Source organism: Limimaricola cinnabarinus, from assembly GCF_002723615.1.
GTDB lineage: Bacteria > Pseudomonadota > Alphaproteobacteria > Rhodobacterales > Rhodobacteraceae > Limimaricola > Limimaricola cinnabarinus_B.
Genome location: NZ_KZ304957.1, coordinates 36320 through 58747, shown reverse-complemented (window position 1 = coordinate 58747; position 22428 = coordinate 36320). Strand labels below are relative to the sequence as shown.

Sequence of the window (22428 nt, the reverse complement as noted above, 5' to 3'; positions counted from 1 at the left end):
ATGAGCGCGCCCTTCGAAGCCCCGCCCGGCATGATCCTCGCAGGGGGGCTGTCGCGCCGGATGGGCGGCGGCGACAAGGGGCTGCGCGATCTTTCGGGCCGCCCGCTCCTTGCGCATGTGATCGCGCGGATGGCGCCGCAGCTGCCCGCCCTCGCGCTCAACGCCAATGGCGATCCGGCCCGCTTCGCCCCCCTCGGCCTTAAGGTGGTGCCCGACCCGCTGCCGGGCCATCCCGGCCCGCTGGCGGGCGTGCTGGCGGCGATGGGCTGGGCGCAGGCGCGCGGCGCGCCATGGGTCGTCACCGTGCCGGGCGACACGCCCTGGCTGCCGGGCGACCTGGTGCCGCGGCTGATTCTCGCCAGCGAAGATAGCGACGGCATCGCGCTGGCCGAATGCGGCGGGCGGCTGCACCCGGTCTGCGGGCTATGGCCGGTGCGGCTGCGCGCCACGCTGGAGCGGGACATCGCCGCCGGGGCGCGGCGGATTGGCGATTGGGCGCAGCGCCACGGCGCGGCGCGCGCGGCGTTTGCCGAAGGAACCCCGGACCCCTTCGCCAATCTCAACACGCCCGAGGATTTCGCGCGCGCCGAGGCGCGGCGGTGAGGATCGGACAGGGCTTCGAAGAGCACGAGCGGGCGCGCATCGCGGCGCTCTACTGGGAGGCTTTCGGCGCCAAGCTGGGGCGGGTGCTCGGCCCCCGGCCCCGGGCGCTGCGCTTCATCGACCACGCGCTCGACCCGGCCCATGCGCTCTGCGCGCGCGCGCCGGGTGGCGAACTGCTCGGCGTGGCCGGGTTCAAGACCGCGCGCGGTGCGCTGGTGCTGGGCGGCCCCAGGGCCCTGCGCGCGGCCTATGGCCCGGTCGGGGCGGTCTGGCGGGCGGGCCTGCTGAACCTGCTCGAAAGCGACGTGGACAATGCACGCTTTCTCGTCGATGGGATCTTCGTGGCGCCCGAGACGCGCGGGCGCGGCGTGGGCTCGCGGCTCATCGAGGCGCTGGCGCAGGAGGCGCGCGCGCGCGGCCATGACGAGATCAGGCTCGAGGTGGTGGACGAGAACATCCGCGCCCGCGCGCTCTACGAGCGGCGCGGCTTCGTCGCCGCCGCGCGGCGCCCCGCGGGGCCGCTGCGGCTCGTCTTCGGGTTTCGCGCCACCACGACGATGATCCGCCGCCTCGGCTGAGCCTCAGGAGAAGTTGCCCGCCGCCGCGCCGAGCAGCCGGAAGGCGCGCCCGGTCCGGGTTTCGGCCAGAAGCGCGATCTCATCGTCCTCCGCGCCGTCGCAGTAATCGTCGAGCATCCGGTCGAACAGCCGCAGGAAATGCTGCGCCGTGTCGCGAAAGATCGTGTCCTCGCCCATCCGCGCGGTCGCGATCCCGGCCATGCCTTGGGCGTCGAGCCCCTCCGCCAGCGGCGCGAGCGGCGCGCCGCGCGCGCCTTGGGCCAGCGCGCGCCAGGCCTCGGCGGGCGCGGGCGGCGGCGCGAGGTCGTCCATGTAGATGCCGTCCTGGCTCAGCAGCGTCAGCACGTCCTGGCTGGCCTGGATGAGCTGGCGCGCGCGGGTGTCGCGCAAGGCGGCGCGCAAGGCGGCAAACCCTTCGAGATCCTGGTCGCTGTCGGGAAAGTTCAGCGCCCGCGCCAGCTCGGCCCGGCCCAGCGTCGGGGCGGGTTCGGGCGCAGGGGCCGGTGTTTCGGGTTCGGCCTCGGGGGCGGGCTCGGGGCGCATCACGCCGAATCCCGCCAGCGCCGTCTCGGTCTGGCGCGCCGCGCGCTCGATCCCGGCAAGCCGCCGGTCGAGCTCGGCCGGCAGCCCGCCGCCGCGCGCCTGCGTGCGCAGGCTGCGCTGCAGGGTCTGGATCTCGGCCCGCAGGCGGTGCGATTCCTCGCGCGCGCTGCGCGAGGCATGGCTCGCGAAAAGCCCGATCCACAAGAGCGCCACCGGCACCACCACGACCAGCACCGGCCCGACCAGCGTCGCCCCGCCCAGCGCCATGGCCAGCCCGGCGCCCAGCGCCCAGAGCAGGCTCGCCCCGGCGGCGATGCGCTCGGCGCGGCCCATCCGCTCCCATGGCAGGGCATGGGCGGAGGACGGTGCCTCGGTGGGCTGCGGGAGTTCGGGATCGTCGCTCATACCGCCCTTCCGGGCCGCTCGCGCGGCCTCACGAATAGCTGACGCTCAGGATCTCGTAGGACTTCTCGCCGCCCGGCGTGCGCACCTCGACGCTGTCGCCCTCATCCTTGCCGATCAGGGCGCGCGCCAGCGGCGACTTGATGTTGAGACGGCCCTGCTCGATATCGGCCTCGTATTCGCCGACGATCTGGTAGGTCTTCTCTTCGTCGGTGTCCTCGTCGACGAGCTTGACGGTCGCGCCGAACTTGATCGAGCCCGACATCTTCGAGGTGTCGATCACGTCGGCCAGGCCGATCACCCCTTCGAGCTCCTTGATCCGGCCCTCGATGAAGCTCTGCTTTTCCTTGGCCGAATGATACTCGGCGTTCTCGGAAAGGTCGCCATGCGCGCGCGCCTCCGAGATCGCCGCGATGATCTCCGGGCGCTCGACCGTCTTCAGGTGCTTCAGCTCCGCGTCGATCTTGGCAAAACCGGCGCGCGTCAGCGGGATCTTTTCCATTTTCTACAGCCTTTCCCCCATGCGGGGCCGTGCAACACCGGACGTTCTAACCCCGCCGGGCGGGACGAAGTCAAGCCCGTCTCCGGGGCTGGTTTCGGGCCCGTCTCCGGGGACGGCTTCGGGCCCGCATGGCGCGGGGTCGCAATTGTGCGTGTCGGGCGCATGCGATAGGCCTTTGCGCGGAGCAGGAGAGCCAACAGGGACACCGCCATGACCGAAGCCACCAGCCAGACCGAGACCCGCCCCGAGCGCGAGGCGATGGAATACGACGTGGTGATCGTCGGCGCGGGGCCCGCGGGCCTCTCGGCGGCGATCCGCCTCAAGCAGCTCGACCCCGAAACCTCCGTCGTGGTGCTGGAAAAGGGCTCCGAGGTCGGCGCGCATATCCTGTCGGGCGCGGTGCTCGACCCTTGCGGCCTCGACCGGCTTCTGCCCGACTGGCGCGAGATGGGCGCGCCGATCACCGTGCCGGTCAAGGAAGACCGCTTCCTGATGCTGGGCGAAGGCGGCTCGGTGCGCATCCCCAACATCGCGATGCCGCCGCTGATGAACAACCACGGCAACTACATCGTCTCGATGGGCAATGTCTGCCGCTGGATGGCCGAGCAGGCCGAGGCGCTCGGCGTCGAGATCTTTCCCGGCATGGCCTGCTCGGAGATCGTCTGGGGCGAGGATGGCCGCGTCGCGGGCGTGGTCGCGGGCGAATTCGGCAAGAACCCGGACGGCACGCCGGGGCCGGGCTACGAGCCGGGCATGGAGCTTTTGGGCAAATACGTCTTCCTGGGCGAAGGCGTGCGCGGCTCGCTCTCCAAGCAGGCGATCGAGCGCTTCGATCTGGCCCAGGGCCGCGAGCCGCAGAAATACGGGCTCGGCATGAAGGAGATCTGGGAGATCGACCCCGCCAAGCACCATGAGGGCCGGGTCGAGCACACCATGGGCTGGCCGCTGGAGAAGAACGCCGGCGGCGGCTCGTTCATCTACCATCTCGACAACAACCAGGTCTATGTCGGCTTCGTGGTGCATCTGGGCTACAAGAACCCCTATCTGCGCCCCTATCAGGAGTTCCAGCGCTTCAAGCACCACCCGGTGGTGGCCGAGCTTCTGAAGGGCGGCAAGCGCGTGGCCTACGGCGCCCGCGCGATCACCGAGGGCGGCTGGCAGTCGCTCCCGAAAACCGCCTTCCCGGGCGGCGCGCTCCTGGGCTGCGCCGCGGGCATGGTCAACGTGCCGCGCATCAAGGGCAATCACAACGCCATGCTCTCGGGCATCCACGCCGCCGAGGCCGCGCATGAGGCGATCAGGGCGGGCCGCTCGGGCGACGTGCTCGAAGGCTACGACGCGGCGGTGCGCGAGGGCGCGATCGGCAAGGACCTCAAGCGGGTGCGCAACGTCAAGCCGCTCTGGTCGCGCTGGGGGCTCACCGCCTCCATGGTGCTGGGCGGCTTCGACATGTGGACCAACACGCTGGGCTTCTCGCTGATGGGCACGATGGGCCATGGCAAGTCCGACGCCGAGGCGACCGAGCCCGCCAAGGATCACAAGGAGATCGTCTATCCCAAGCCCGACGGCGTGCTGAGCTTCGACCGGCTGACCAATGTCAGCTTCTCGGGCACCAACCACGAGGAAAGCCAGCCCTGCCATCTGAAGCTCAAGGATCCGAGCGTCCCGATCCAGAAGAACCTGCCGGTCTATGCCGAGCCGGCGCAGCGCTACTGCCCGGCCGGGGTCTACGAGGTGGTCGAGAAGGAGGACGGGCCGGAATTCGTGATCAATTTCCAGAACTGCGTCCACTGCAAGACCTGCGACATCAAGGACCCCAGCCAGAACATCGTCTGGACGGTGCCGCAGGGCGGCGACGGGCCGAACTACCCGAACATGTGATCGCGGATATCCGCCGGTCGGCGGGAACCCGCATTGCGCGGCCCCGCCGGCCTCTCTAGCCTGCCCGACAACACCAAGACCGGAACGGCAGGAGCAGAATGATGGTGACCCGAAGCCTGCGGGCCTTGGCCGTGACGGCCGGGATCCTGTCAGCCCCTTTCGCCCCTGCCCCGGCGATGGCCCAGAGCGCCCGCACCGATGCGGGCCCCTATCTTGCCGCCCGCGCCGCCGCCGCGGCGCAGGATTACGAGGCCGCCGCAGACTGGTTCGAGACCGCGCTCGGCGCCGATCCGCGCAACCCCGCCCTGCTCGAAGGGGCGATCGGCGGGCTTCTGGCCTCGGGCGAGGCGGAGGCGGCGATGCCCCTGGCCGAGCGGCTGCGCGAGACCGGCGCGCCCAGCCCCGTCGCCAACATGCTGCTGCAGATCGACGCGGCGAAGCGCGGCGACTGGGACGAGATCTTCGATCTTCTGGAGGCCGGTCACGGCGTCGGCCCGCTGGCCGACGGGCTGACCCGCGCCTGGGCCCGGCTCGGGCAGGGCCGCATGGACCAGGCGCTCTCGGCCTTCGACGAGGTGATCGAAACCCCCGGCCTGAGCGGCTTCGGCCTCTATCACAAGGCGCTGGCGCTGGCGGTGGCGGGCGATCTCTCGGCCGCCGAGGCGATCCTCGCCGCCGCGCCGGAGAACGGGCTGCCGCTGAGCCGGCAGGTCGTCACCGCCCATGCCCGCATTCTGGGGCGTCTCGACCGGCACGAGGAGGCGCTGGCGCTGCTCGACCGGGTCGGGCGCGGCGACGCGATCCTCGGGGCGCTGCGCACGCGCCTCGCGCAGGATCCCGACGCCACCCTCGATGACGTCACCACCGCCGTCGAGGGCCTCTCCGATCTCTATGTCAGCGTCGCGGGCGCGCTGGGCAACGAGACGCCGGGGGCCTTCGCGCTGCTTTACGCCCGCGCGGCGCTGGCGCTCGATCCCGACCGGGTCGAGGCGCTGCTGGTCACCGCGCAGCTGCTGGAGCGGGCCGGCCGGATGGATCTGGCGCAGCAGGCCTATGCCGAGGTGCCCGAGGACCATCCCGCCCATGTCACCGCCGAGCTTGGCCGCGCCGCGGCGCTGCGCCGGGCGGGCGAGCCCAGCCGCGCGCTCGAGGTGCTCGAACAGCTGTCGCGCGCGGCGCCGGAGCTGGCCGAGGTGCAGGTGGCGATCGGCGATCTGCAGCGCGTCCGCGGCGATGTCGCCGCCGCCGAGGCCGCCTACAGCGCCGCTCTGGACCTGGCGGGCGAGGATGCCGCCTGGTGGCTCTACTACATGCGCGGCATCGCCCGGCACGAGCAGGACGACTGGCCCGGCGCGGAGGCCGATTTCCGCGCCGCGCTCGAGATCGACCCCGACCGCGCCGAGGTGCTCAATTTCCTCGGCTATTCGCTGGTCGAGCGTGGCGAATCGCTCGACGAGGCGCTCGACATGATCGAACGCGCGGTGCGCAGCCAGCCCGACAACGGCGCGATCGTCGACAGCCTCGGCTGGGCGCAGTTCAAGCTCGGCCGCTACGAGGAGGCGGTGGGCCATCTCGAACGCGCCGCCGAGCTGGAGCCGGTGGACCCGGTCGTCAACGATCATCTGGGCGATGGCTACTGGGCGGTGGGCCGCCAGACCGAGGCGCGGTTTCAATGGCAGCGCGCGCTGTCCTTCGAGCCCGCGCCCGAGGAGGCCAGCCGCATCCGGGCCAAGCTCGAAAAGGGGCTCGATGCGGTGATCGCCGCCGAGGGCGGCGTGCCGCTCCGGCAGGTCGCGGGGGGGCAATGACCATGGCGCTCGACAAGGGGCTGGCACCGGCCAAGATCAATCTCGCCCTGCATGTCACCGGGCTGCGCGCCGGGGGCTATCACCTGCTCGACAGCCTCGTCGCCTTTGCCGGGGTGGGCGATCAGCTGACCGCCCTGCCCGCGACCGACCTGACACTCGAGGTGATGGGGCCCTTTTCCAAGGGCGTGCCGGTCGACGAGAGCAACTCCATCCTGCGCGCCGCGCGGGTGCTGCAGGCCACGCGCGGCGTGGCGCAGGGCGCGCGGATCAAGCTGACCAAGACGCTGCCCCATGCCGCGGGCATCGGCAGCGGCTCGTCGGATGCCGCGGCGGCGCTGCGGCTTCTGAGCCAGGTCTGGGGGGTCGAGAATTTCGCGCCCGACGATCCGATCGTGCTCGAACTCGGGGCCGACGTGCCGGTCTGCCTCCATGCCCCGGCCCCGGCACGGATGCGCGGCATCGGCGAAAGCCTGACCCCGTTGCCCGCCCTGCCCGGCTGCGGGCTGGTGCTCGTCAATCCCGGCGTCGAGGTGCCGACGGGACAGGTCTTCGACAAGCTCGCGCAGTCGGACAACGCCCCCATGGCGGAGATGCCCGCGCGGCTCGATTACGAGGGCTTCGTCGAATGGCTGGCCGCGCAGCGCAACGATCTGCAGGCCCCGGCCGAGGCGCTGGCGCCCGAGATCGCCCGCGCGCTCAAGCGGCTCCGCGCCATGCCCGGTGTCGATCTCGCGGTGATGTCGGGCTCGGGCGCGACCTGCGTCGGCCTCACCCGCGACATGGGCCGCGCGCGGCAGGTCGCCCGCGCGATCCAGCTGTCGGAAATGGGCTGGTGGGTGGCGCCGGCGCCGCTGCTCAGCTGATCCGCTCGACCACGTAGCTCGCCAGATCCTCGAGCATCTCGCTCAAGGGGTGGTCCGGCAGCGCGCGCAGGCTGAGGCGCGCGCGCTCGGCCCAGTCGAGCGCGGTCTGGCGCGTGCTTTCCAGCGCGCCGTGCCGCGCGAGGATCGCCTGCGCGCGGTCGAGATCGCCCGCCTCGACCCGGCCCTTGCCGATGGTGCGGCTCCAGAAGGCGCGCTCCTCCTCGTCGGCCTGCGCCAGCGCCCGGATCACCGGCAGCGTCAGCTTGCCCTCGCGCAGATCGTCGCCGAGCGCCTTGCCGATCGCCGCCGTGCCGCCATAATCGAGCAGGTCGTCGACGATCTGGAAGGCGATGCCGAGCGCGTCGCCGTAAGCGCGCAGCGCCGCGACATGCGGCTCGGGCGCGGCGGCGATGATGCCGCCCACCTCGGTCGCGGCCGAGAACAGCGCCGCCGTCTTGCCGCGCACCACCCGCAGATAGGTCTCTTCGGTGGTCTCCAGATTGCGCGCCGCGGTGAGCTGCAGCACCTCGCCCTCGGCGATGGTGGCCGAGGCGTTCGACAGGATGCCCAGCACCCGCAGCGAGCCGGTCTCGACCATCACCTGGAACGAGCGGGCGAAGAGATAATCGCCTACCAGCACCGAGGAGGTGTTGTCCCACAGCAGGTTCGCCGTGGGCCGGCCGCGCCGCTGCTTGCTGTCGTCGACCACGTCGTCATGCAGGAGCGTCGCGGTGTGGATGAACTCCACCGTCGCGGCGAGGTGGATGTGATAGGGGCCGTCATAGCCGCACAGCCGCGCCGCGGCGAGCGTCAGCATCGGCCGCAGCCGCTTGCCCCCCGCCTCGACCAGATGCGCGGTCACCTCGGGAATGCGTGGCGCATGCTCGGAGGCCATGCGCTCTCGGATCATCGCGTTGACGGCCTGCATGTCCTCCGAGAGGGCATGGGCGAGGCGGTCATGCGGCTTTGCTGTCGGCGTGGCGAGGTCCATGGCGGCGGTCTTCTCGACAAGGGCGCCGAAACGCCCTAGCTGGTTGCGGATGAAAGAGCTTTTGCGCAGCAACGACCCGACGGTCATCGCTTTTGCCACCGCCCTATTGAACGGCGAGGGTATAGACTGCTTCGAGTGGGACGTAAACACGAGCATCCTCGAAGGCAGCATCGGCATATTGCCGCGGCGCCTGATGGTGCGCAGTGCCGACCATGCCGCCGCCGAACGGGCGATGCGCGACAATGACGTCGACCTGGGCCGATGAGGCGCTGACCCGCGACGCCTTTCTCGGCGGGCGGGTGACGCTGTTGCAGCCGCGGCGCGGCTACCGGGCGGGGACCGACCCGGTGCTGCTTGCCGCCGCCGTCGAGGCCGAGCCGGGCCAGAGCGTGCTGGAGCTGGGCTGCGGCGCGGGCGCGGCGCTGATGTGCCTGGCCGCGCGGGTGCCTGATCTGGCGCTCTGGGGCGCGGAGATCCAGCCCGCCTATGCCGATCTGGCGCGCCGCAACGCCGCGCTGAACGGCGCGCAAGCCGAGATCCACACCGCCGATCTGCGCGCCCTGCCCGCCGCGCTCAAGGCGCGGCGATTCGATCATGTCATCGCCAACCCGCCCTATTTCGACCGCGCCCATTCGCGCCCCGCGCCAAACCCGGCCAAGGAGACCGCCTTCGGCGCGCCGCTGCCGATGGCGGCATGGGTCGATGCGATGGCGCGCCGGGTGGCGCCGCTGGGGCGGCTGACGCTGATCCAGCGCGCCGACCGGCTGCCCGAGATCATCGCCGCGCTGCATGGCCGGATGGGCGGCATCGCGCTGCGCCCGCTCGTCTCGCGCGCCGGGCGTGATGCGGAGCGGGTGGTGGTGACGGCGCGCCAGAGCGGCCGCGCCGCCTTCCGACTCGCCGCGCCGCTGGTGCTGCATGCCGGGGCGCGGCATCTGTCGGACGCCGCCGATTTCACCCCCGAGGCCGAAACTATTTTGCGCGATGGAGGAATCTTGCGCATCTAGAGGCGCAGATCACGCAAGATTTCGCGCATCGCGACAATAAAGGTCGATTGCGTCGCATCTCTCAGGTGACAGAATTGCAAAACCGTGCTCGACTGTCCTTGTCGCAACCAGACACAGGAGACAGCCTATGAGCCTGACATCGCATCTGGAGGAACTGCGCCGCAAACACCAGTCGCTTTCGCAGGAAGTGGAGATGGCGCAAAGGTCGCCCGCCACGAGCGACATCGAGATCGCTCAGATGAAGAAGCGCAAGCTCATGCTGAAGGAAGAGATCACGCGTCTCAGCCCGCACTAGGCTGGCCCCATGCCGGGCCGCGCGCCCGGCACATGCCCCTCGGGGCCCGACCCTCGTGACAGACACCTTGTTTCCGAAAAGCGCCCGCCGCTCACGCGACGGGCGCTGCTTTATCTGAAGGGAGGGGCCGATATCCCGCCCCCTCCTATCAGCCATCAGGCGAGATACTGCCCGCCATTGGCCGAGAGCGTCGAACCGGTGACGAAGCCCGCATCCTCGGAGGAGAGGAACACCACGCAGCGCGCGATCTCCTCGGCCTCGCCCAGCCGCCCGACCGGGATCTGCGGCAGGATCACCTCGTTCATCACCTTCTCGGGGATGGTGCTCATCATCTCGGTGTTGATGTAGCCCGGGCAGATCGCGTTGACGGTGATGCCGGCGCGCGCGCCCTCCTGCGCCAGCGCCTTGGTGAAGCCGATGTCGCCTGCCTTGGCGGCGGCGTAGTTGGCCTGGGCGAACTGGCCCTTCTGGCCGTTGATCGAGGAGATGTTGACGATCCGGCCGAACTTGCGCTCGCGCAGGCCGGGCCAGACGCAATGGGTCATGTTGAACAGGCCGGTGAGGTTGGTGTCGATCACCTCGCGCCATTGCTGCGGGGTCATCTTGTGAAACGGCGCGTCGCGGGTGATGCCGGCATTGTTGACGAGAATGTCGACCGGCCCGTGCTCTTCCTCGACCCTGGCGATGCCCTCCTTGCAGGCCTCGTAATCGCCCACATCCCATTTGTAGGTGGCGATGCCGGTCTCCTCGGTGAAGGCGCGCGCCTTTTCGTCATTGCCCGCATAGGTTGCGACGACCCTATGGCCCTCTGCCTTCAGCGCCTTGGAAATCGCCGCGCCGATGCCGCGGCTGCCCCCTGTCACCAGTGCCGTTCTCGCCATTCCCGATCTCCCTCGTCTTGCGAATTGCTTCCCCCCGACCCTTTCGCATCACGTCGGGTCAAGCAAGCCCAACCTCCTGACAAAAGGCTTTTGCGTCGCGCGCGCCCTGGTCCCAGGTGCGGCGCAGCTTGTCGGGATCGGTGAAATCGATCTTGTCGGCGGGCGTCTCGTACGAGGGCATCACGTAGCGCCGCCCCGGCACCTGCGGCAACTTGCGGTAGCGCCGGGTCAAAAGCACCAGCGTCTCGCCCTCGTCGGGCTCGGGCATCGGCGCCTGGTCGGCCATGCCGCCATCGACCACGGGGCGTCCATCCCAGTCGGGCGGCTCGAACACCGGCGGGATCACCGCCGCCGCGCAGACCAGATCGACGAGCCGCCCCTCGCGCGCGGCGGCGCGCGCATCGACGAGGCTGCAATCGAGCCCGAGCCTGGCCGCCCATGAGAAATGCGGCGAATTGACCAGGTGCAGCTCCGCCTCATAGGCCACGGTCGCGGCCACGCCGCTGAGCTTGGGCAGGCCGGAGGCGGGCGGATGCGCGATCAGGATCTGCGTCTGCGGCCCTTCGGCGACAAGGCGGGCCGCCTCCTCGTCGAGCACCCGCGACACCACCTCGCAATAGATCCGCTGATGCGGGCTGATGCTGCCCTTCTCGCGGTCGAAGAGGTTGCTGTCCTGCGCCTCGAAGGCGTCGCACATCGCGTCGAGCAGCTTGCGCTCGCGCCCGGCGACATGCGTCGCCGCCGAAAGCGCGCCGCCCGAGACCCCGACGACGCGTTCGGGCGCGATGGCCGCGTGCCGGCCGAGGGTCTCCATGAAGCCCCCCTGCCAGAAGCAGCGCAGGCCGCCCCCCGAGAAGACGAGCTGCCGGGGCGCGGTCCAGTCGCTCATCTCAGTCGCGCTCGATGCACAGCGCGACACCCATGCCGCCGCCGATGCACAGCGTGGCGAGGCCCTTCTTGGCGTCGCGGCGCTGCATCTCGTGCAGCAGCGTCACCAGCACGCGGGCGCCCGAGGCGCCGATCGGGTGGCCGATGGCGATGGCGCCGCCATTGACGTTCACCTTCTCGGGGTCCCAGCCCATCTGCTTGTTGACCGCGAGCGCCTGCGCGGCAAAGGCCTCGTTCGCCTCGATCAGGTCGAGATCGTCGACCGACCAGCCCGCCTTTTCCAGCGCCTTCTTCGAGGCATAGATCGGCCCCTCGCCCATATAGGCCGGGTCGAGACCGGCGGTGGCATAGGCGGCGATGCGGCCCAGGGGTTTGATGCCGCGGCGCTCGGCCTCCTCGACGCTCATCAGCAGCGTCGCCGCCGCGCCGTCATTGAGGCCCGAGGCGTTGGCCGCCGTCACGCTGCCTTCCTTGGAGAAGGCCGGGCGCAGCTTGGCCATGGCGTCGATCGTGGCGCCGTGGCGGATGTATTCATCGGCATCGGTGGTGATGTCGCCCTTGCGGGTCTTGACGGTGAAGGGGACGATCTCGTCCTTGAAGCGCCCGTCCTTCTGGGCGGCCTCGGCCTTGTTCTGCGAGGCGACGGCGAACTCGTCCTGCATCTCGCGGGTGATCTGGTGGCGGGTGGCCACGTTCTCGGCCGTGGTGCCCATGTGGTAGTCGTTGAAGGCGTCCCAGAGGCCGTCCTTGATCATCGTGTCGGTGAGCTTGATGTCGCCCATCTTCTGGCCCTGCCGCAGCGTCTGGGCATGGGGGGCGAGCGACATGCTCTCCTGCCCGCCGGCGCAGACGATGCTGGCATCGCCGAGCTGGATGTGCTGCGCGGCGAGTGCGACGGCGCGCAGGCCCGAACCGCAGACCTGGTTGAGCCCCCAGGCGGCGCTTTCCTGCGGCAGACCGGCGAGGATATGCGCCTGGCGCGCCGGGTTCTGGCCCTGTGCGGCGGTCAGCACCTGGCCGAGAATGGTCTCGCTCACTTCGGACTTGTCGACACCGGCGCGGCTGACGACCTCTTCGAGCACGGCGGCGCCGAGCTGATGCGCGGGCGTGTTGGCGAAGGCACCACCAAAGCTGCCCACGGCGGTGCGGGCGGCCGAAGCGATTACGACATTGGTCATGAAACTCTCCCTGACAGACGGGCCGGCACGTGCCGGGCTTCCGGATCGGGGCCGAGCCTAGCAGCCTCGATCCTCAGGGCAACGCCATTCGCGCCGCGGGCCGGGGCTGGCGCGCCGGGCGGCCGCAAAGATAGCCCTGCAGGCATTCCGCGCCGATCCCGGCGAGCCGCTCCGCCTCTTTTTCGGTCTCCACGCCGCAGGCGACGCTGGCCATGCCGAACTGCCGCGCCACCGCGACCAGCGCGGCGCAGAGCACCTCGTTGTCCGGGTCTTCCTCTATGCCGCGCACGAAATGCGCGTCGATCTTGACGAGATCGAAGAGAAAATCCCGCAGGTGTCGAAAGGCGGTCTGGCCCGCGCCGAACTCATCAAGCGCGAAGCTCACACCGCGCGGGCGCATCTCGGCCATGAAGCGGCAGACCACCTCGGGCAGGGTCATGGCCGAGCTTTCGGAGATCTCGAGGATCAGCCGCTCGCCGATCCCCGGACCCCGCCCCAGCCCGTCGAGCAGCGTCCGCCGCCAGCGCCCGTCGCCGATCGAGCGGGCCGACATGTTGACCGACAATCGCAGGCCGGGCGCGCGGCGCAGCGCTTCCAGCCCCTCGCGCAGCGCGGCGCGGTCGAGATCACGGCCCAGCGCCGTCTCCTCCACGCCCGGAAGGAAATGCCGCGCCGGCAGCAGCCGCCCGGCATGATCGCGCAGCCGGATCAGCCCCTCGTGAAAGGCGATCGCGCCGCTCGCGGCCACCATCACCGGCTGATAGGCCAGCTCGGTGCGCCGCTCGGCCAGCGCTGCGCGCACCATGCGCGGGATGTCGGCCAGATCGAGCGCCTGCGCCTGTGAGAAGGGATCGGTGGGCTGATCGGTTTCAAGCGGCATGGCGACCCCCGTCTGCGGCAATGGGCGCCAGAATGGGCGATACCGCTTAAGACGAGGTGAAAGCCGCTACCAGCGCGAGAGCGCGTCCTCGTCCTCGGGCGTCGCCTCGACCCAATGCTCCCCCGACCGCGTCACCTCCTTCTTCCAGAAGGGCGCGCGCGACTTGAGGTAGTCCATCAGATACTCCGCCGCCTCGAAGGCGGCGCGGCGATGCGCGGCGGCGGTGGCCACCATCATGATCGGCTGGCCCAAGGGCAGCGATCCAAAGCGGTGGATCACCAGGATATCGGCCAGATCCCAGCGCGCCCGGGCCTTTTCGGCGATCTTCGCGATCGCCTTCTCGGTCATGCCCGGGTAGTGCTCGATCTCCATGGCGACCAGCCCGCCCTCGCGGTCGCGCACGATGCCGGTAAAGCTCACCACCGCGCCGACCTCGTGGCGGCCATGGCTGAAGGCGTCGAGCTCGGCGCCCGCGTCGAACGGCCCCTCCTGCACCGAAATCTTCATGCCCGCCCCCTCCTCAGCCGCCGGTCATCGGCGGAAAGAACGCCACCTCGCGCACGCCCGACAGGCTCGCCTCGAACTCCGACAGCTCCTGGTCGAGCGCCACGCGCAGCGCCGAGACGTCCGAAAAGGCCGCGGCATAGCGCTCCTCGCGGCCGCGCAGCTCCTCGACCAGATCGGCCACCGTGGCGGCACCGGTCTCGATCCGTTCGCGCGGCAGGCCGATCCGCTCGCGCACCCATGCGAAATAGACGATCTCGATCATGGCACGCGCCGCTCCGACGGGTCGGGCTGCGGCGCGTCGCGCAGGAAGGGCAGCGCCTTGGAGAAATAATCCCATCCGGTCATCAGCGTCAGGACCGCGGCAAGCCACAGCAGCACGATGCCGGTCCACCAGCTGATGACGGAGCCGATCTCATGGCCGCCATGCTCGAAGGCGCCGGTGGAGAACAGCACCGCGATGGCGACCATCTGCGCGGTGGTCTTCCACTTGGCGAGCTTGGTGACCTGCAACAGCCCCGCCTTGGCGCCGAGAAACTCGCGCAGCCCCGAGACGAAGACCTCGCGGAACAGGATCAGCGTCGCGGGCAGCAGGATCCACGGGTTCATGCCCGAAAAGCCGGTGATGACCAGAAGCGCGATGATCACCATCGCCTTGTCGGCGATCGGGTCGAGCATCGCGCCGAACTTCGACTCCTGCTTCCAGGCGCGGGCGAGGTAGCCATCGACGAAATCGGTCACGGCGGCCACGACGAAGAGCACCAGCGCGAACCAGTCGGCCCATGGCCGCAGGAAGAAAAGGAACATCACCGCGACGCCGGGAGCTGCCAGAAGCCGCAGGACGGTGAGAATATTGGGCAAGGTCCATGTCATGCGCCAAGAGATAGCGCGCTCCCCCCGGTCTTGCCATAGCCGCGCCGCCATTCTGCTGGCCGTCCGTCCCTTTCATCTTTCTTCAAATACGCATGGCATGACGGTTTGGCCGGGCGCGCGGCCGCAGCGGCGCGCCATGCGTATTTTCGGAAAGATGAAACAGCCCCCCTGCCGTCAGCCGCTTTCGTGAAAATGGCCGTAGATCTTCTCCGCGAGGCTTTCCGAGATGCCCTGCACCGCCTTGAGATCGGCGAGGTTGGCGCGGCTCACCGCCTTGGCCGAGCCGAAATGCGCGAGCAGTGCGCGCTTGCGCGTAGCGCCCACGCCCGCGATCTCGTCGAGCGGGGTCGCCCCCACCGCCTTGGCCCGCTTGGCGCGGTGGGTGCCGATGGCGAAGCGGTGCGCCTCGTCGCGCAGGCGCTGCACGAAGTAGAGGACAGGGTCGTTGCGCGGCAGGGCGAAGGGCCGCATGCCGGTGCGGTAGAACTCCTCCTTGCCGTGGTCGCGGTCGACCCCCTTGGCCACGCCGATCATCGCCACGTCGTCGATGCCCATCTCGTCGAGGATCTCCTGCACCGCGCTCACCTGCCCCGCGCCGCCATCGATCAGCAGAAGGTCGGGCCAGGCCGGGCTCTCGCGGCCGGGGTCCTCCTTGAGGAGCCGCGCGAAGCGGCGGGTCAGCACCTCCTTCATCATGCCGAAATCGTCGCCCGGCGTGATCTCGGTGCCCTTGATGTTGAACTTGCGGTACTGGCTCTTCTCGAAGCCCTCCGGCCCCGCGACGATCATGCCGCCCACGGCATCGGTGCCCATGATGTGGGAGTTGTCATAGACCTCGATCCGGCGCGGCGGCTCGTCGAGGCCGAAGGCCTCGGCCAGGCCGCGCAGCAGCTTTCCTTGGGTCGCCGTCTCGCTCATCTTGCGTGCGAGGCTTTCGCGGGCGTTGCGCGCCGCCCCCTCGACCAGCTCGGCCTTTTCGCCCCGCTGCGGCACGATCACCTCGACCTTGCGGCCGAGCTTCTCGCTCAGCGCCTCGATCATCAGGTCGGGATCGTCGAGCCCGTGGCTCAGGATCAGCTGCCGGGCCGGTTCGCGGTCGGCGTAGAACTGCCCGACGAAGGCCTGCATGACCTCCGAGGGGTCCTCCTCGCCCGACACGCGCGGGTAATAGTCGCGGTTGCCCCAGTTCTGGTTGCCGCGGATGAAGAAGACCTGAACGCAGGCCTGACCTCCCTCGACATGCAGCGCGATCACGTCGGCCTCCGAGACGCCGCGCGGGTTGATGCCCTGCGCGGTCTGCACCTGCGTCAGCGCGCGGATCCGGTCGCGCAGCGCGGCGGCGCGTTCGAACTCCATGTTCTCGGAGGCCTCGGCCATCTGGCGGCCCAGCACCTCCTGCACCTGCGTCGACTTGCCCGACAGAAAGCGCACCGCGTCCCTGACGCTCCCGGCATAATCCTCGGCACTGATCTCGCCCGTGCAGGGCGCCGAGCAGCGCTTGATCTGGTGCAGGAGGCAGGGCCGGGTGCGCCCCTCGAACACCGAATCGGTGCAGTTGCGCAAGAGGAACGCCTTTTGCAGCTGGTTGAGCGTCCGGTTCACCGCGCCCGCGCTGGCGAAGGGGCCGAAGAACTGCCCCGCGCCCTTGCGCGCGCCGCGATGCTTGCCGATCTGCGGGAAGTCGTGATCCGAGATGTGGATGTTCGGAAACGACTTGTCGTCGCGCAGAAGCACGTTGTAGCGCGGCTTGAGCTGCTTGATGAGGTTCTGCTCCAGAAGCAGCGCCTCGGTCTCGGTCCGGGTGGTGAGGAACATCATCGAGGCGGTTTCGCGGATCATCCGCGAGATGCGCCCCGAATGGCCCGCGGGCCGGGCATAGCTCGACACGCGCGCGCGCAGGTTGCGCGCCTTGCCGACATAAAGCACGCGGCTTTCGGCATCGAGCATGCGGTAGACGCCCGGCGAGCCGTCGATCAGCCGCAGCTGCGAACGGATCAGCGCGTGGCCGGTCAGCGGGGTCTTCGGCGTATCGGTCTGAGTGTCGGTCATGCGGTCCATATCGGCATCGTGCGCTGGTCCTGCAATCTAGTCGTCCCTGCGTCATGTGCAAAGCTGTCCACCGTTTCTGGGGATAAGCGGGTGGATAGCGGCGGGACGGCAGGGATAAGCCTTGGAGTGTCAGGGGGTTGATGGGTTTGCCCAAAAAATGGGCAATGCCAATTACCTGTTTTCGCAGGGGAAACACCGGCGGTCCGTGGATCTTTCATCCCCATGCCGCGCCGCGCGGCCTTGCGCACAGCCCCGGTGGACAGCCCCGTGGACGGGGCTGCCCGCGAGATCAGTTGCGCCCCTGGATATCCGGGGTCCGCCAGCCCAGATGCTGGCCGCCATCGACGCAGAGAAGCTGCCCCGTCACCCCCGGCGCGTCGATGAAATAGCCCAGCGCCGCGCAGATGTCCTCGGGGTTGGAGCCGCGTTGCAGCACCGTGTTGGCGCGCTGTCCGGCGTAGTGCTCGTCGCTCTGGTTGGCGCCCTGCAGCGTCGGGCCGGGGCCGATCGCGTTGACCCTGAGCCTCGGGGCCAGCGCCTGCGCGGCGGTGCGGGTGAAGGCCCACAGCCCCATCTTGGCGATGGTGTAGGACATGAAATCGGGCGTCAGCTTGCGCACCCGCTGGTCGATGATGTTGACCACGAGGCCCCGGGCCACCGGCTCGCCGCGCGCGTCGCGGGCGGGCGCGGCGATCTGCTCGGCCACCTTCTGGGTCAGCACCACCGGCGCGCGCAGGTTGCTCTCCATCGCCCGGTCCCAGCTGTCGCGGGTGCCGCTTTCGATGTCGTCATATTCGAAGATCGAGGCGGAGTTGACGAGGCAGGTGATCGGCCCGTCCAGGGCCTCGACGGCGCGCGGGATCAGCGCCTGCACCGCCGCCTCGTCGAGCAGATCCGCGCCCAGCGCATGCGCCTCGCGGCCCATGGCGCGGATCTCGGCCACGACCTCCTCGGCCGGGTCCTTCGAGGTGTTGTAATGCACGATCACGTCAAAGCCGCGACGGCCCAGATCGAGCGCCATGGCGCGGCCCAGCCGCGCGCCGGCGCCGGTGACGAGCGCCCGCGCTCTCATGCCAGCACCGTCACGCCGTAGCCGACATAGAGCGCGGTCAGCGCCACGCCCCAGCCGCGCGTCACGTCGCGCCCCATGTAGACGAAGGGCACCAGCAGGAGCGAGGCCGCCAGCATCACCCACAGATCGAAGCCCATGACGTCAGAGGCCACCGGGATCGGGCCGACGAGGCTCGCCACGCCGATGATGCCCAGAAGGTTGAACATGTTGGAGCCGATCACGTTGCCCATCGCCACGTCGGCCTCGCGCCGGATCGCGGCCATGACGGTGGTGGCCAGCTCGGGCAGCGAGGTGCCGATGGCGACGAGGGTCAGGCCGATCGCGGTGTCGGAAATGCCGAAGGTCTCGGCGATCGAAACCGCGCCGGTCACCAGAAGATCGGCCCCCACGGGCAGGCCGACGATACCGGCCAAAAGATAGGCCGCGACCTTCCAGCCATGCATCTTCGGGTCCGCGCCCTCGACCTCTTCCTCCTTCGTGCCGCCATTGCGGTGGCTGTGCGCCACCCGCGCGGCATAGAGCAGCATCGCCGCCAGCGCCGCCAGCAGCAAGAGCCCCGCCCACCAGGAGAACACGCCGGTGAAGGCCAGCGCCATGAACAGCGCCGTGGCCGCCATCATCTGCAGAAAGCTCGACCGCGTGTCGGAGCCGCCGCTGGCATGCAGCGTGGTGATCAGCGCCGGGACGCCGAGAACCAGAAGCACGTTGGCCACGTTGGAGCCGACGACGTTGCCCAGCGCGATGCCCGGCGTGCCCTTGAGGATCGCGTCGATCGAGACCAGCAGCTCGGGCGCGGAGGTGCCGAAGGCCACCACGGTGAGCGATACGATCAGCGCCGGGATGCCGAGGCGCAAAGCGAGGTTCACCGCCCCTTTCACCAGGGCATCCCCCGCGAAGACGAGGAGCACGAGCCCCGCCGCCACCAACAGCCAGTCCATCAAAGTCTGTCCTTTCCGCAGGGGCACGGCCCCTTGCCTATCCTCGGCCGCCCGCAGGCGGCGCAGCGGCCGCGCCCGATGAGGCCCCTGGGGCCCCGCCCCTTGGGCAGCCGCAGTTTTCCGAACATGGCGAGCAGGATCATGCCCACCAGAAACAGCGTGACGATCTTGATCAGCATCAAAGACCGAAGCGGGCGAAGCCCGCGCGCTCCTCGATGCCACCCAGCGCATCCTGCGCCAGCCCCGCGCCGAAGCGCGTCAGCAAGGGCCGCTTGCGGGCATGGCGGCGCAGGCGCATCTTGTCGCCGAAGCGCGCCTTCAGGGTCGGCACGAGATGCCCGATCCCGTCGGCGAGCCCCTTTTCCACCGCCCGCGCGCCGATCCAGATCTCGCCGGTGAAGAGGTCCGGGTCGTCGGCGAGCTTCGCGCCGCGCCGGGTCTTCACATGGTCGATGAAATAGTCGTGCATCTCCTCGAGCCAGCCTTCGAGCCGGGCCACGTCCTCGGGCCTTTCGGGGCGGAACGGATCGAGGAAGCTCTTGGATTTCCCGGCGGTGTGGACCCGCCGCTCGACGCCGTTGCGCGCCAGAAGCTCATGCGCGCCGAAGCCCGCCGAGATCACGCCGATGGAGCCCATGATCGAGCCGCGATCGACGATGATCTCATCGGCCGCCGCCGCCAGCCAATAGCCCCCCGAGGCCGCCACATCCTCGACGAAGGCGATGACGGGGATGTCCTTTTCCTCGGCCAGCCTGCGGATGCGCGCGGCGATCAGCGCCGATTGCACCGGCGAGCCGCCGGGCGAGTTGATCTCGATGGCGACGGCGGCGGGCTTGCCGCGCCGGAACGCCTTTTCGATCATCGCGGCGGTGCCCGCGTCGCTCAGGCCCGTGCCTGTGGCGCCGATCGCGCCCTGCAGGCGGATGACGGAAACGAGAGGGCCCTTGGGGCGAAACGGCAGCCAGTTCATCATGGCTGACATCTAGGCCGCGCCCGCCCCCATCACAAGGTCATGAGCGGATGCGCCAGCCGGTGCGGAAAATCAGCCAGATGATCCCGAGGCAGATCGCGGTAAAGAGCCCGATCGCCGCGAGGCTCACCCCGATGGAGACGTCGGCCTGCCCGAAGAAGGACCAGCGAAAGCCCGAGATCAGGTAGACCACCGGGTTGAACCGGGTGACGACCTGCCAGGCGGGCGGCAGCATCGAGATCGAGTAGAAGCTGCCGCCGAGAAAGACGAGCGGCGTGATCACCAGAAGCGGGATCAGCTGCAGCTGTTCGAAATTCCTGGCCCAGATGCCGATGATGAAGCCCAGAAGCGAGAAGCTGATGCAGGTCAGGATCAGGAAGGCCAGCATCGAGACCGGGTGCAATATGGTGAAATCGACGAAGAGGAACGAGGTGGCGAGGATCACAAGGCCGATGAACAGCGCCTTGGTCGCCGCCGCGCCGACGAAACCCAGCGTCACCTCCAGAAAGCTGATCGGGGCGGAGAGGTATTCGTAGATCGTGCCGATGAATTTCGGGAAATAGATCGCGAAGCTGGCGTTCGAGGTCGCCTGCGTCATCACCGAGAGCATGATCAGCCCCGGAATGATGAAGGCCGCGTATTCCACCCCCTCGACCCGGTCCATGCGGCTGCCGATGGCCGAGCCGAAGACCACGAAATAGAGCGAGGTCGAGATCACGGGCGAGATGAAGCTTTGCAGAAGCGTGCGGAAGAAGCGGGCCATCTCGGCCTTGTAGATCGCGGTGACGGCGCCGAGATTCATGCCGCGTCCTCCTTGACGAGGCCCACGAAGATCTCTTCGAGGCTGGAATTGCTGGTGGAAAGATCGGTGAGCTGCAACCCCGCCGCCTGGATGTCGGCCAGAAGCGCGGTGATGCCGGTGCGCTCGGCATGGGTGTCATAGGTGTAGATCAGCGCCGTTCCGTCCTCGGCGCGCAGCAGCCCCTCGCGCCGCAGCGATTGCGGCAGTTCGGCGACGGGCTCGGCCAGCTCGATCCGAAGCTCCTTGCGCCCCAGCCGCGCCATCAGGTCCTCGGTGCGCTCGACCAGCATGATCCGCCCCTTGGAGATGACCCCGATCCGGTCGGCGATGGCCTCGGCCTCCTCGATGTAATGGGTGGTGAGGATGATCGTCACCCCCTCCTCGCGCAGCCGCTCGACCACGCGCCACATATCCTTGCGCAGCTCCACGTCGACACCCGCCGTCGGCTCGTCGAGAAACAGGATCTTCGGCTCGTGGCTCAGCGCCTTGGCGATCAGCACCCGGCGCTTCATGCCGCCCGACAGCTCCATCACCTTGGCGTCGCGTTTCTCCCACAGCGACAGGTCGCGCAGCAGACGCTCCAGATGCGCGTCGTCGCGCTTGCGGTCGAACAGGCCGCGGGTGAAGCGGACGTTGTTCCACACGGTCGAGAACGGCTCGAGCGCGATCTCCTGCGGCACGAGGCCGATCAGGTCGCGCGCCTTTCGCCAGTCGCGCACCACGTCGTGGCCGCCGACCTCGACCGTGCCGCCCGAGGGCATGGTGATGCCGCAGATGGTGGAGATGAGCGTCGTCTTGCCCGCGCCGTTGGGGCCGAGCAGCGCGATGATCTCGCCCTGCTCGATCTCGAGCGACACGTGATCGAGGGCGGTGAAGCCGCCCGCGTAACTCTTGGTCAGGTCGCGAACCGACACGATGGGGGGCATCTTCTAAACCTTTCGCCTGCTTGGCGCGACGATAGCCCCCTGCCCCGAGGCGCGAAACCCGCAGCGCGGGCGATCTTCGCGCGTTCGCGCACAGGCCGGTCCGCGCAGATGGCCGGAACCGCGCTCAGCCGCGCCGCATCCGCCAGGCGCGCAGCGCATGTCCCGGCAGGATCGCGGCGCAGCGCGCGTAGCGCCCGGCCAGCCGGGCCGGGTTCGAGCCCGCGCGCCACAGCCATTCGAGCGCCAGCCGCCGCACCAGCCGCGGCGCGCGCTGCTGTGTCCCGGCGAGAAAATCGAGCCCCGCGCCGATCGAGACGAAGCCCAGCTGCGGCTGGCGCGCCCGCCCCCGCGCAGCGAGCCGCTCCTGCTTGGGCGCGCCCAGCGCGAGAAACACCAGCCCCGCCCCGCTTGCCGCCACCGCGTCGAGCGCGGCATCGGCCTCGGCCCCCTCCGGGTCGAAGCCCATGGGCGGGGCGATGCGCGCCGCGACCCGCAGCCCCGGCACCCGGGCCTGCAAGGCACGCTCCGCGCGCGCAAGGCTCTCCTCCGTGCCGCCGATGAAGGCCACCGCCACGCCGCAGCGCGCCGCCTCGGCCGCCAGCGGCGCGATCAGGTCGGCCCCCGGCAAGAGCGCCACCTCGCGCCCGGCCAGCCGCGACAGCCAGACCACCGGGTTGCCATCGGCGGTGACGAGATCCTGCGCGGCATAGGCCGTGGCGAACTCCGCGTCGCGCCGCAGCTTCACGAGGTGATCGAGGTTGAGCGTCGCCAGCGCGAAGCCCCGATGCGCGCGCAGCCGCGCGCCCACCTCGCCCAACAGATCGGCATGACCGGTGATGTTGACCCGGACCCGGCCCGCCCCATGATCGAATTCCATCGCGCTTCCCTCGCCTGCCCTCCGCCTCTTGGCGCGGGGCGCGGGCTGGCTTAGCCATGGCCCCGAGGATCTCGCGGCCGCCCCGATGCCGCCATGTCCCTTGTGTACCACTTGGCG

General features: G+C 69.6%; 26 protein-coding genes. 8 read left to right on the top strand and 18 right to left on the bottom strand.

What is annotated here, in order from left to right:
* Positions 1-603, top strand: coding sequence for a molybdenum cofactor guanylyltransferase MobA (mobA, locus tag CJ301_RS09020; RefSeq protein ID WP_099276521.1), 603 nt, complete (start codon positions 1-3; stop codon positions 601-603).
* Positions 600-1181 (top strand): GNAT family N-acetyltransferase, encoded by a 582-nt coding sequence (locus CJ301_RS09015; protein WP_099276519.1) that lies wholly within the window; start codon positions 600-602, stop codon positions 1179-1181. Before mobA ends, CJ301_RS09015 begins: the two co-directional genes overlap by 4 nt.
* Before the next feature lie 3 nt (positions 1182-1184).
* On the opposite strand, the gene CJ301_RS09010 is transcribed toward CJ301_RS09015, so the two are convergent.
* Together CJ301_RS09010 and greA are read right to left on the bottom strand one after the other, a co-directional pair.
* A complete protein-coding gene (locus CJ301_RS09010; RefSeq protein WP_099276517.1) occupies positions 1185-2129 on the bottom strand; it encodes a hypothetical protein in 945 nt (314 codons plus the stop codon).
* A gap of 28 nt (positions 2130-2157) precedes the next feature.
* Positions 2158-2628 (bottom strand): transcription elongation factor GreA, encoded by a 471-nt coding sequence (gene greA / locus CJ301_RS09005; protein ID WP_099276515.1) that lies wholly within the window; start codon positions 2626-2628, stop codon positions 2158-2160.
* Between the two features lie 210 nt (positions 2629-2838).
* Here greA and CJ301_RS09000 point away from each other — a divergent pair, with 210 nt between their 5' ends.
* The 3 genes from CJ301_RS09000 to CJ301_RS08990 all read left to right on the top strand — a co-directional run bounded on the left by CJ301_RS09000 (position 2839) and on the right by CJ301_RS08990 (position 7180).
* The gene (locus CJ301_RS09000; RefSeq protein ID WP_099276513.1) at positions 2839-4509 is read left to right on the top strand and encodes an electron transfer flavoprotein-ubiquinone oxidoreductase; all 1671 of its coding nucleotides are present in this window, start codon (positions 2839-2841) and stop codon (positions 4507-4509) included.
* Positions 4510-4685: 176 nt separating this feature from the next.
* Entirely contained in the window at positions 4686-6317 is a 1632-nt protein-coding gene (locus tag CJ301_RS08995; protein WP_254050113.1) for a tetratricopeptide repeat protein, read from the top strand.
* Between the two features lie 2 nt (positions 6318-6319).
* Positions 6320-7180: a 4-(cytidine 5'-diphospho)-2-C-methyl-D-erythritol kinase gene (locus CJ301_RS08990; protein WP_099276511.1), complete on the top strand. Its 861-nt coding sequence runs from the start codon at positions 6320-6322 to the stop codon at positions 7178-7180.
* Here the strand turns inward: CJ301_RS08990 and CJ301_RS08985 are convergent.
* The gene (locus tag CJ301_RS08985; protein WP_099276509.1) at positions 7173-8171 is read right to left on the bottom strand and encodes a polyprenyl synthetase family protein; all 999 of its coding nucleotides are present in this window, start codon (positions 8169-8171) and stop codon (positions 7173-7175) included. The two genes, CJ301_RS08990 and CJ301_RS08985, sit on opposite strands and share 8 nt — an antisense overlap.
* Before the next feature lie 49 nt (positions 8172-8220).
* Here CJ301_RS08985 and CJ301_RS08980 point away from each other — a divergent pair, with 49 nt between their 5' ends.
* The 3 genes from CJ301_RS08980 to CJ301_RS08970 all read left to right on the top strand — a co-directional run bounded on the left by CJ301_RS08980 (position 8221) and on the right by CJ301_RS08970 (position 9473).
* Positions 8221-8436 (top strand): putative signal transducing protein, encoded by a 216-nt coding sequence (locus tag CJ301_RS08980; protein ID WP_099276708.1) that lies wholly within the window; start codon positions 8221-8223, stop codon positions 8434-8436.
* Positions 8414-9178, top strand: coding sequence for a tRNA1(Val) (adenine(37)-N6)-methyltransferase (locus CJ301_RS08975; protein ID WP_099276507.1), 765 nt, complete (start codon positions 8414-8416; stop codon positions 9176-9178). The genes CJ301_RS08980 and CJ301_RS08975 overlap by 23 nt, the downstream gene beginning before the upstream one ends.
* 127 nt (positions 9179-9305) lie before the next feature.
* Positions 9306-9473 carry a YdcH family protein gene (locus tag CJ301_RS08970; protein WP_099276505.1) on the top strand — a complete coding sequence of 56 codons (168 nt, stop codon included), beginning with the start codon at positions 9306-9308 and terminating at the stop codon, positions 9471-9473.
* Positions 9474-9628: 155 nt separating this feature from the next.
* Here CJ301_RS08970 and phbB read toward each other — a convergent pair whose 3' ends face one another.
* The 15 genes from phbB to CJ301_RS08895 form a co-directional block, all read right to left on the bottom strand.
* The gene (gene phbB, locus CJ301_RS08965) at positions 9629-10354 is read right to left on the bottom strand and encodes an acetoacetyl-CoA reductase (RefSeq protein ID WP_099276503.1); all 726 of its coding nucleotides are present in this window, start codon (positions 10352-10354) and stop codon (positions 9629-9631) included.
* A 58-nt stretch (positions 10355-10412) separates the two neighbouring features.
* Entirely contained in the window at positions 10413-11243 is an 831-nt protein-coding gene (locus tag CJ301_RS08960; protein ID WP_099276501.1) for a patatin-like phospholipase family protein, read from the bottom strand.
* 1 nt (position 11244) lies between these two features.
* Entirely contained in the window at positions 11245-12420 is a 1176-nt protein-coding gene (locus tag CJ301_RS08955) for an acetyl-CoA C-acetyltransferase (RefSeq protein WP_099276499.1), read from the bottom strand.
* Between the two features lie 73 nt (positions 12421-12493).
* Positions 12494-13300, bottom strand: a complete 807-nt coding sequence (locus CJ301_RS08950; protein ID WP_099276497.1) for an EAL domain-containing protein — start codon at positions 13298-13300, stop codon at positions 12494-12496.
* Positions 13301-13366: 66 nt separating this feature from the next.
* Positions 13367-13807, bottom strand: a complete 441-nt coding sequence (locus CJ301_RS08945; RefSeq protein ID WP_099276495.1) for a molybdenum cofactor biosynthesis protein MoaE — start codon at positions 13805-13807, stop codon at positions 13367-13369.
* Positions 13808-13820: 13 nt separating this feature from the next.
* Positions 13821-14069, bottom strand: a complete 249-nt coding sequence (moaD, locus tag CJ301_RS08940) for a molybdopterin converting factor subunit 1 (RefSeq protein ID WP_099276493.1) — start codon at positions 14067-14069, stop codon at positions 13821-13823.
* Positions 14066-14677 (bottom strand): CDP-diacylglycerol--glycerol-3-phosphate 3-phosphatidyltransferase, encoded by a 612-nt coding sequence (gene pgsA, locus CJ301_RS08935; RefSeq protein WP_099276491.1) that lies wholly within the window; start codon positions 14675-14677, stop codon positions 14066-14068. The genes moaD and pgsA overlap by 4 nt, the downstream gene beginning before the upstream one ends.
* A 174-nt stretch (positions 14678-14851) precedes the next feature.
* Positions 14852-16726, bottom strand: coding sequence for an excinuclease ABC subunit UvrC (gene uvrC / locus CJ301_RS08930; protein ID WP_099276706.1), 1875 nt, complete (start codon positions 16724-16726; stop codon positions 14852-14854).
* Positions 16727-17015: 289 nt separating this feature from the next.
* A complete protein-coding gene (locus CJ301_RS08925) occupies positions 17016-17798 on the bottom strand; it encodes an SDR family oxidoreductase (RefSeq protein ID WP_099276489.1) in 783 nt (260 codons plus the stop codon).
* Positions 17795-18736, bottom strand: a complete 942-nt coding sequence (locus CJ301_RS08920) for a calcium/sodium antiporter (protein ID WP_099276487.1) — start codon at positions 18734-18736, stop codon at positions 17795-17797. The genes CJ301_RS08925 and CJ301_RS08920 overlap by 4 nt, the downstream gene beginning before the upstream one ends.
* Positions 18736-18915 (bottom strand): hypothetical protein, encoded by a 180-nt coding sequence (locus tag CJ301_RS08915; protein WP_099276485.1) that lies wholly within the window; start codon positions 18913-18915, stop codon positions 18736-18738. Before CJ301_RS08915 ends, CJ301_RS08920 begins: the two co-directional genes overlap by 1 nt.
* Entirely contained in the window at positions 18915-19709 is a 795-nt protein-coding gene (locus CJ301_RS08910) for a S49 family peptidase (RefSeq protein WP_099276483.1), read from the bottom strand. The genes CJ301_RS08915 and CJ301_RS08910 overlap by 1 nt, the downstream gene beginning before the upstream one ends.
* A 37-nt stretch (positions 19710-19746) precedes the next feature.
* On the bottom strand, positions 19747-20508 hold the full coding sequence (locus CJ301_RS08905) for an ABC transporter permease (protein ID WP_099276481.1): 762 nt from the start codon (positions 20506-20508) through the stop codon (positions 19747-19749).
* Positions 20505-21434 carry an ABC transporter ATP-binding protein gene (locus tag CJ301_RS08900; RefSeq protein WP_099276479.1) on the bottom strand — a complete coding sequence of 310 codons (930 nt, stop codon included), beginning with the start codon at positions 21432-21434 and terminating at the stop codon, positions 20505-20507. Before CJ301_RS08900 ends, CJ301_RS08905 begins: the two co-directional genes overlap by 4 nt.
* Positions 21435-21558: 124 nt before the next feature.
* Positions 21559-22311 carry a WecB/TagA/CpsF family glycosyltransferase gene (locus tag CJ301_RS08895; protein WP_099276477.1) on the bottom strand — a complete coding sequence of 251 codons (753 nt, stop codon included), beginning with the start codon at positions 22309-22311 and terminating at the stop codon, positions 21559-21561.
* Positions 22312-22428 lie beyond the last annotated feature (117 nt).

Bases quoted from the DNA above. Each gene is read 5' to 3' on its own strand.
- CJ301_RS08900 (WP_099276479.1), bottom strand. From the start codon at position 21,434: ATGCCCCCCATCGTGTCGGTTCGCGACCTGACCAAGAGTTACGCGGGC.
- mobA (WP_099276521.1), top strand. From the start codon at position 1: ATGAGCGCGCCCTTCGAAGCCCCGCCCGGCATGATCCTCGCAGGGGGG.
- uvrC (WP_099276706.1), bottom strand. From the start codon at position 16,726: ATGACCGACACTCAGACCGATACGCCGAAGACCCCGCTGACCGGCCAC.
- CJ301_RS08970 (WP_099276505.1), top strand. From the start codon at position 9,306: ATGAGCCTGACATCGCATCTGGAGGAACTGCGCCGCAAACACCAGTCG.
- pgsA (WP_099276491.1), bottom strand. From the start codon at position 14,677: ATGACATGGACCTTGCCCAATATTCTCACCGTCCTGCGGCTTCTGGCA.
- CJ301_RS08975 (WP_099276507.1), top strand. From the start codon at position 8,414: ATGACGTCGACCTGGGCCGATGAGGCGCTGACCCGCGACGCCTTTCTC.
- CJ301_RS08955 (WP_099276499.1), bottom strand. From the start codon at position 12,420: ATGACCAATGTCGTAATCGCTTCGGCCGCCCGCACCGCCGTGGGCAGC.
- CJ301_RS08950 (WP_099276497.1), bottom strand. From the start codon at position 13,300: ATGCCGCTTGAAACCGATCAGCCCACCGATCCCTTCTCACAGGCGCAG.
- CJ301_RS08995 (WP_254050113.1), top strand. From the start codon at position 4,686: ATGGCCCAGAGCGCCCGCACCGATGCGGGCCCCTATCTTGCCGCCCGC.
- CJ301_RS08980 (WP_099276708.1), top strand. From the start codon at position 8,221: ATGAAAGAGCTTTTGCGCAGCAACGACCCGACGGTCATCGCTTTTGCC.
- moaD (WP_099276493.1), bottom strand. From the start codon at position 14,069: ATGATCGAGATCGTCTATTTCGCATGGGTGCGCGAGCGGATCGGCCTG.
- CJ301_RS08920 (WP_099276487.1), bottom strand. From the start codon at position 18,736: ATGGACTGGCTGTTGGTGGCGGCGGGGCTCGTGCTCCTCGTCTTCGCG.
- CJ301_RS08905 (WP_099276481.1), bottom strand. From the start codon at position 20,508: ATGAATCTCGGCGCCGTCACCGCGATCTACAAGGCCGAGATGGCCCGC.
- CJ301_RS08915 (WP_099276485.1), bottom strand. From the start codon at position 18,915: ATGCTGATCAAGATCGTCACGCTGTTTCTGGTGGGCATGATCCTGCTC.
- CJ301_RS08990 (WP_099276511.1), top strand. From the start codon at position 6,320: ATGGCGCTCGACAAGGGGCTGGCACCGGCCAAGATCAATCTCGCCCTG.
- CJ301_RS09000 (WP_099276513.1), top strand. From the start codon at position 2,839: ATGACCGAAGCCACCAGCCAGACCGAGACCCGCCCCGAGCGCGAGGCG.
- CJ301_RS08910 (WP_099276483.1), bottom strand. From the start codon at position 19,709: ATGATGAACTGGCTGCCGTTTCGCCCCAAGGGCCCTCTCGTTTCCGTC.
- CJ301_RS08960 (WP_099276501.1), bottom strand. From the start codon at position 11,243: ATGAGCGACTGGACCGCGCCCCGGCAGCTCGTCTTCTCGGGGGGCGGC.
- phbB (WP_099276503.1), bottom strand. From the start codon at position 10,354: ATGGCGAGAACGGCACTGGTGACAGGGGGCAGCCGCGGCATCGGCGCG.
- CJ301_RS08985 (WP_099276509.1), bottom strand. From the start codon at position 8,171: ATGGACCTCGCCACGCCGACAGCAAAGCCGCATGACCGCCTCGCCCAT.
- greA (WP_099276515.1), bottom strand. From the start codon at position 2,628: ATGGAAAAGATCCCGCTGACGCGCGCCGGTTTTGCCAAGATCGACGCG.
- CJ301_RS08925 (WP_099276489.1), bottom strand. From the start codon at position 17,798: ATGAGAGCGCGGGCGCTCGTCACCGGCGCCGGCGCGCGGCTGGGCCGC.
- CJ301_RS08945 (WP_099276495.1), bottom strand. From the start codon at position 13,807: ATGAAGATTTCGGTGCAGGAGGGGCCGTTCGACGCGGGCGCCGAGCTC.
- CJ301_RS08895 (WP_099276477.1), bottom strand. From the start codon at position 22,311: ATGGAATTCGATCATGGGGCGGGCCGGGTCCGGGTCAACATCACCGGT.
- CJ301_RS09010 (WP_099276517.1), bottom strand. From the start codon at position 2,129: ATGAGCGACGATCCCGAACTCCCGCAGCCCACCGAGGCACCGTCCTCC.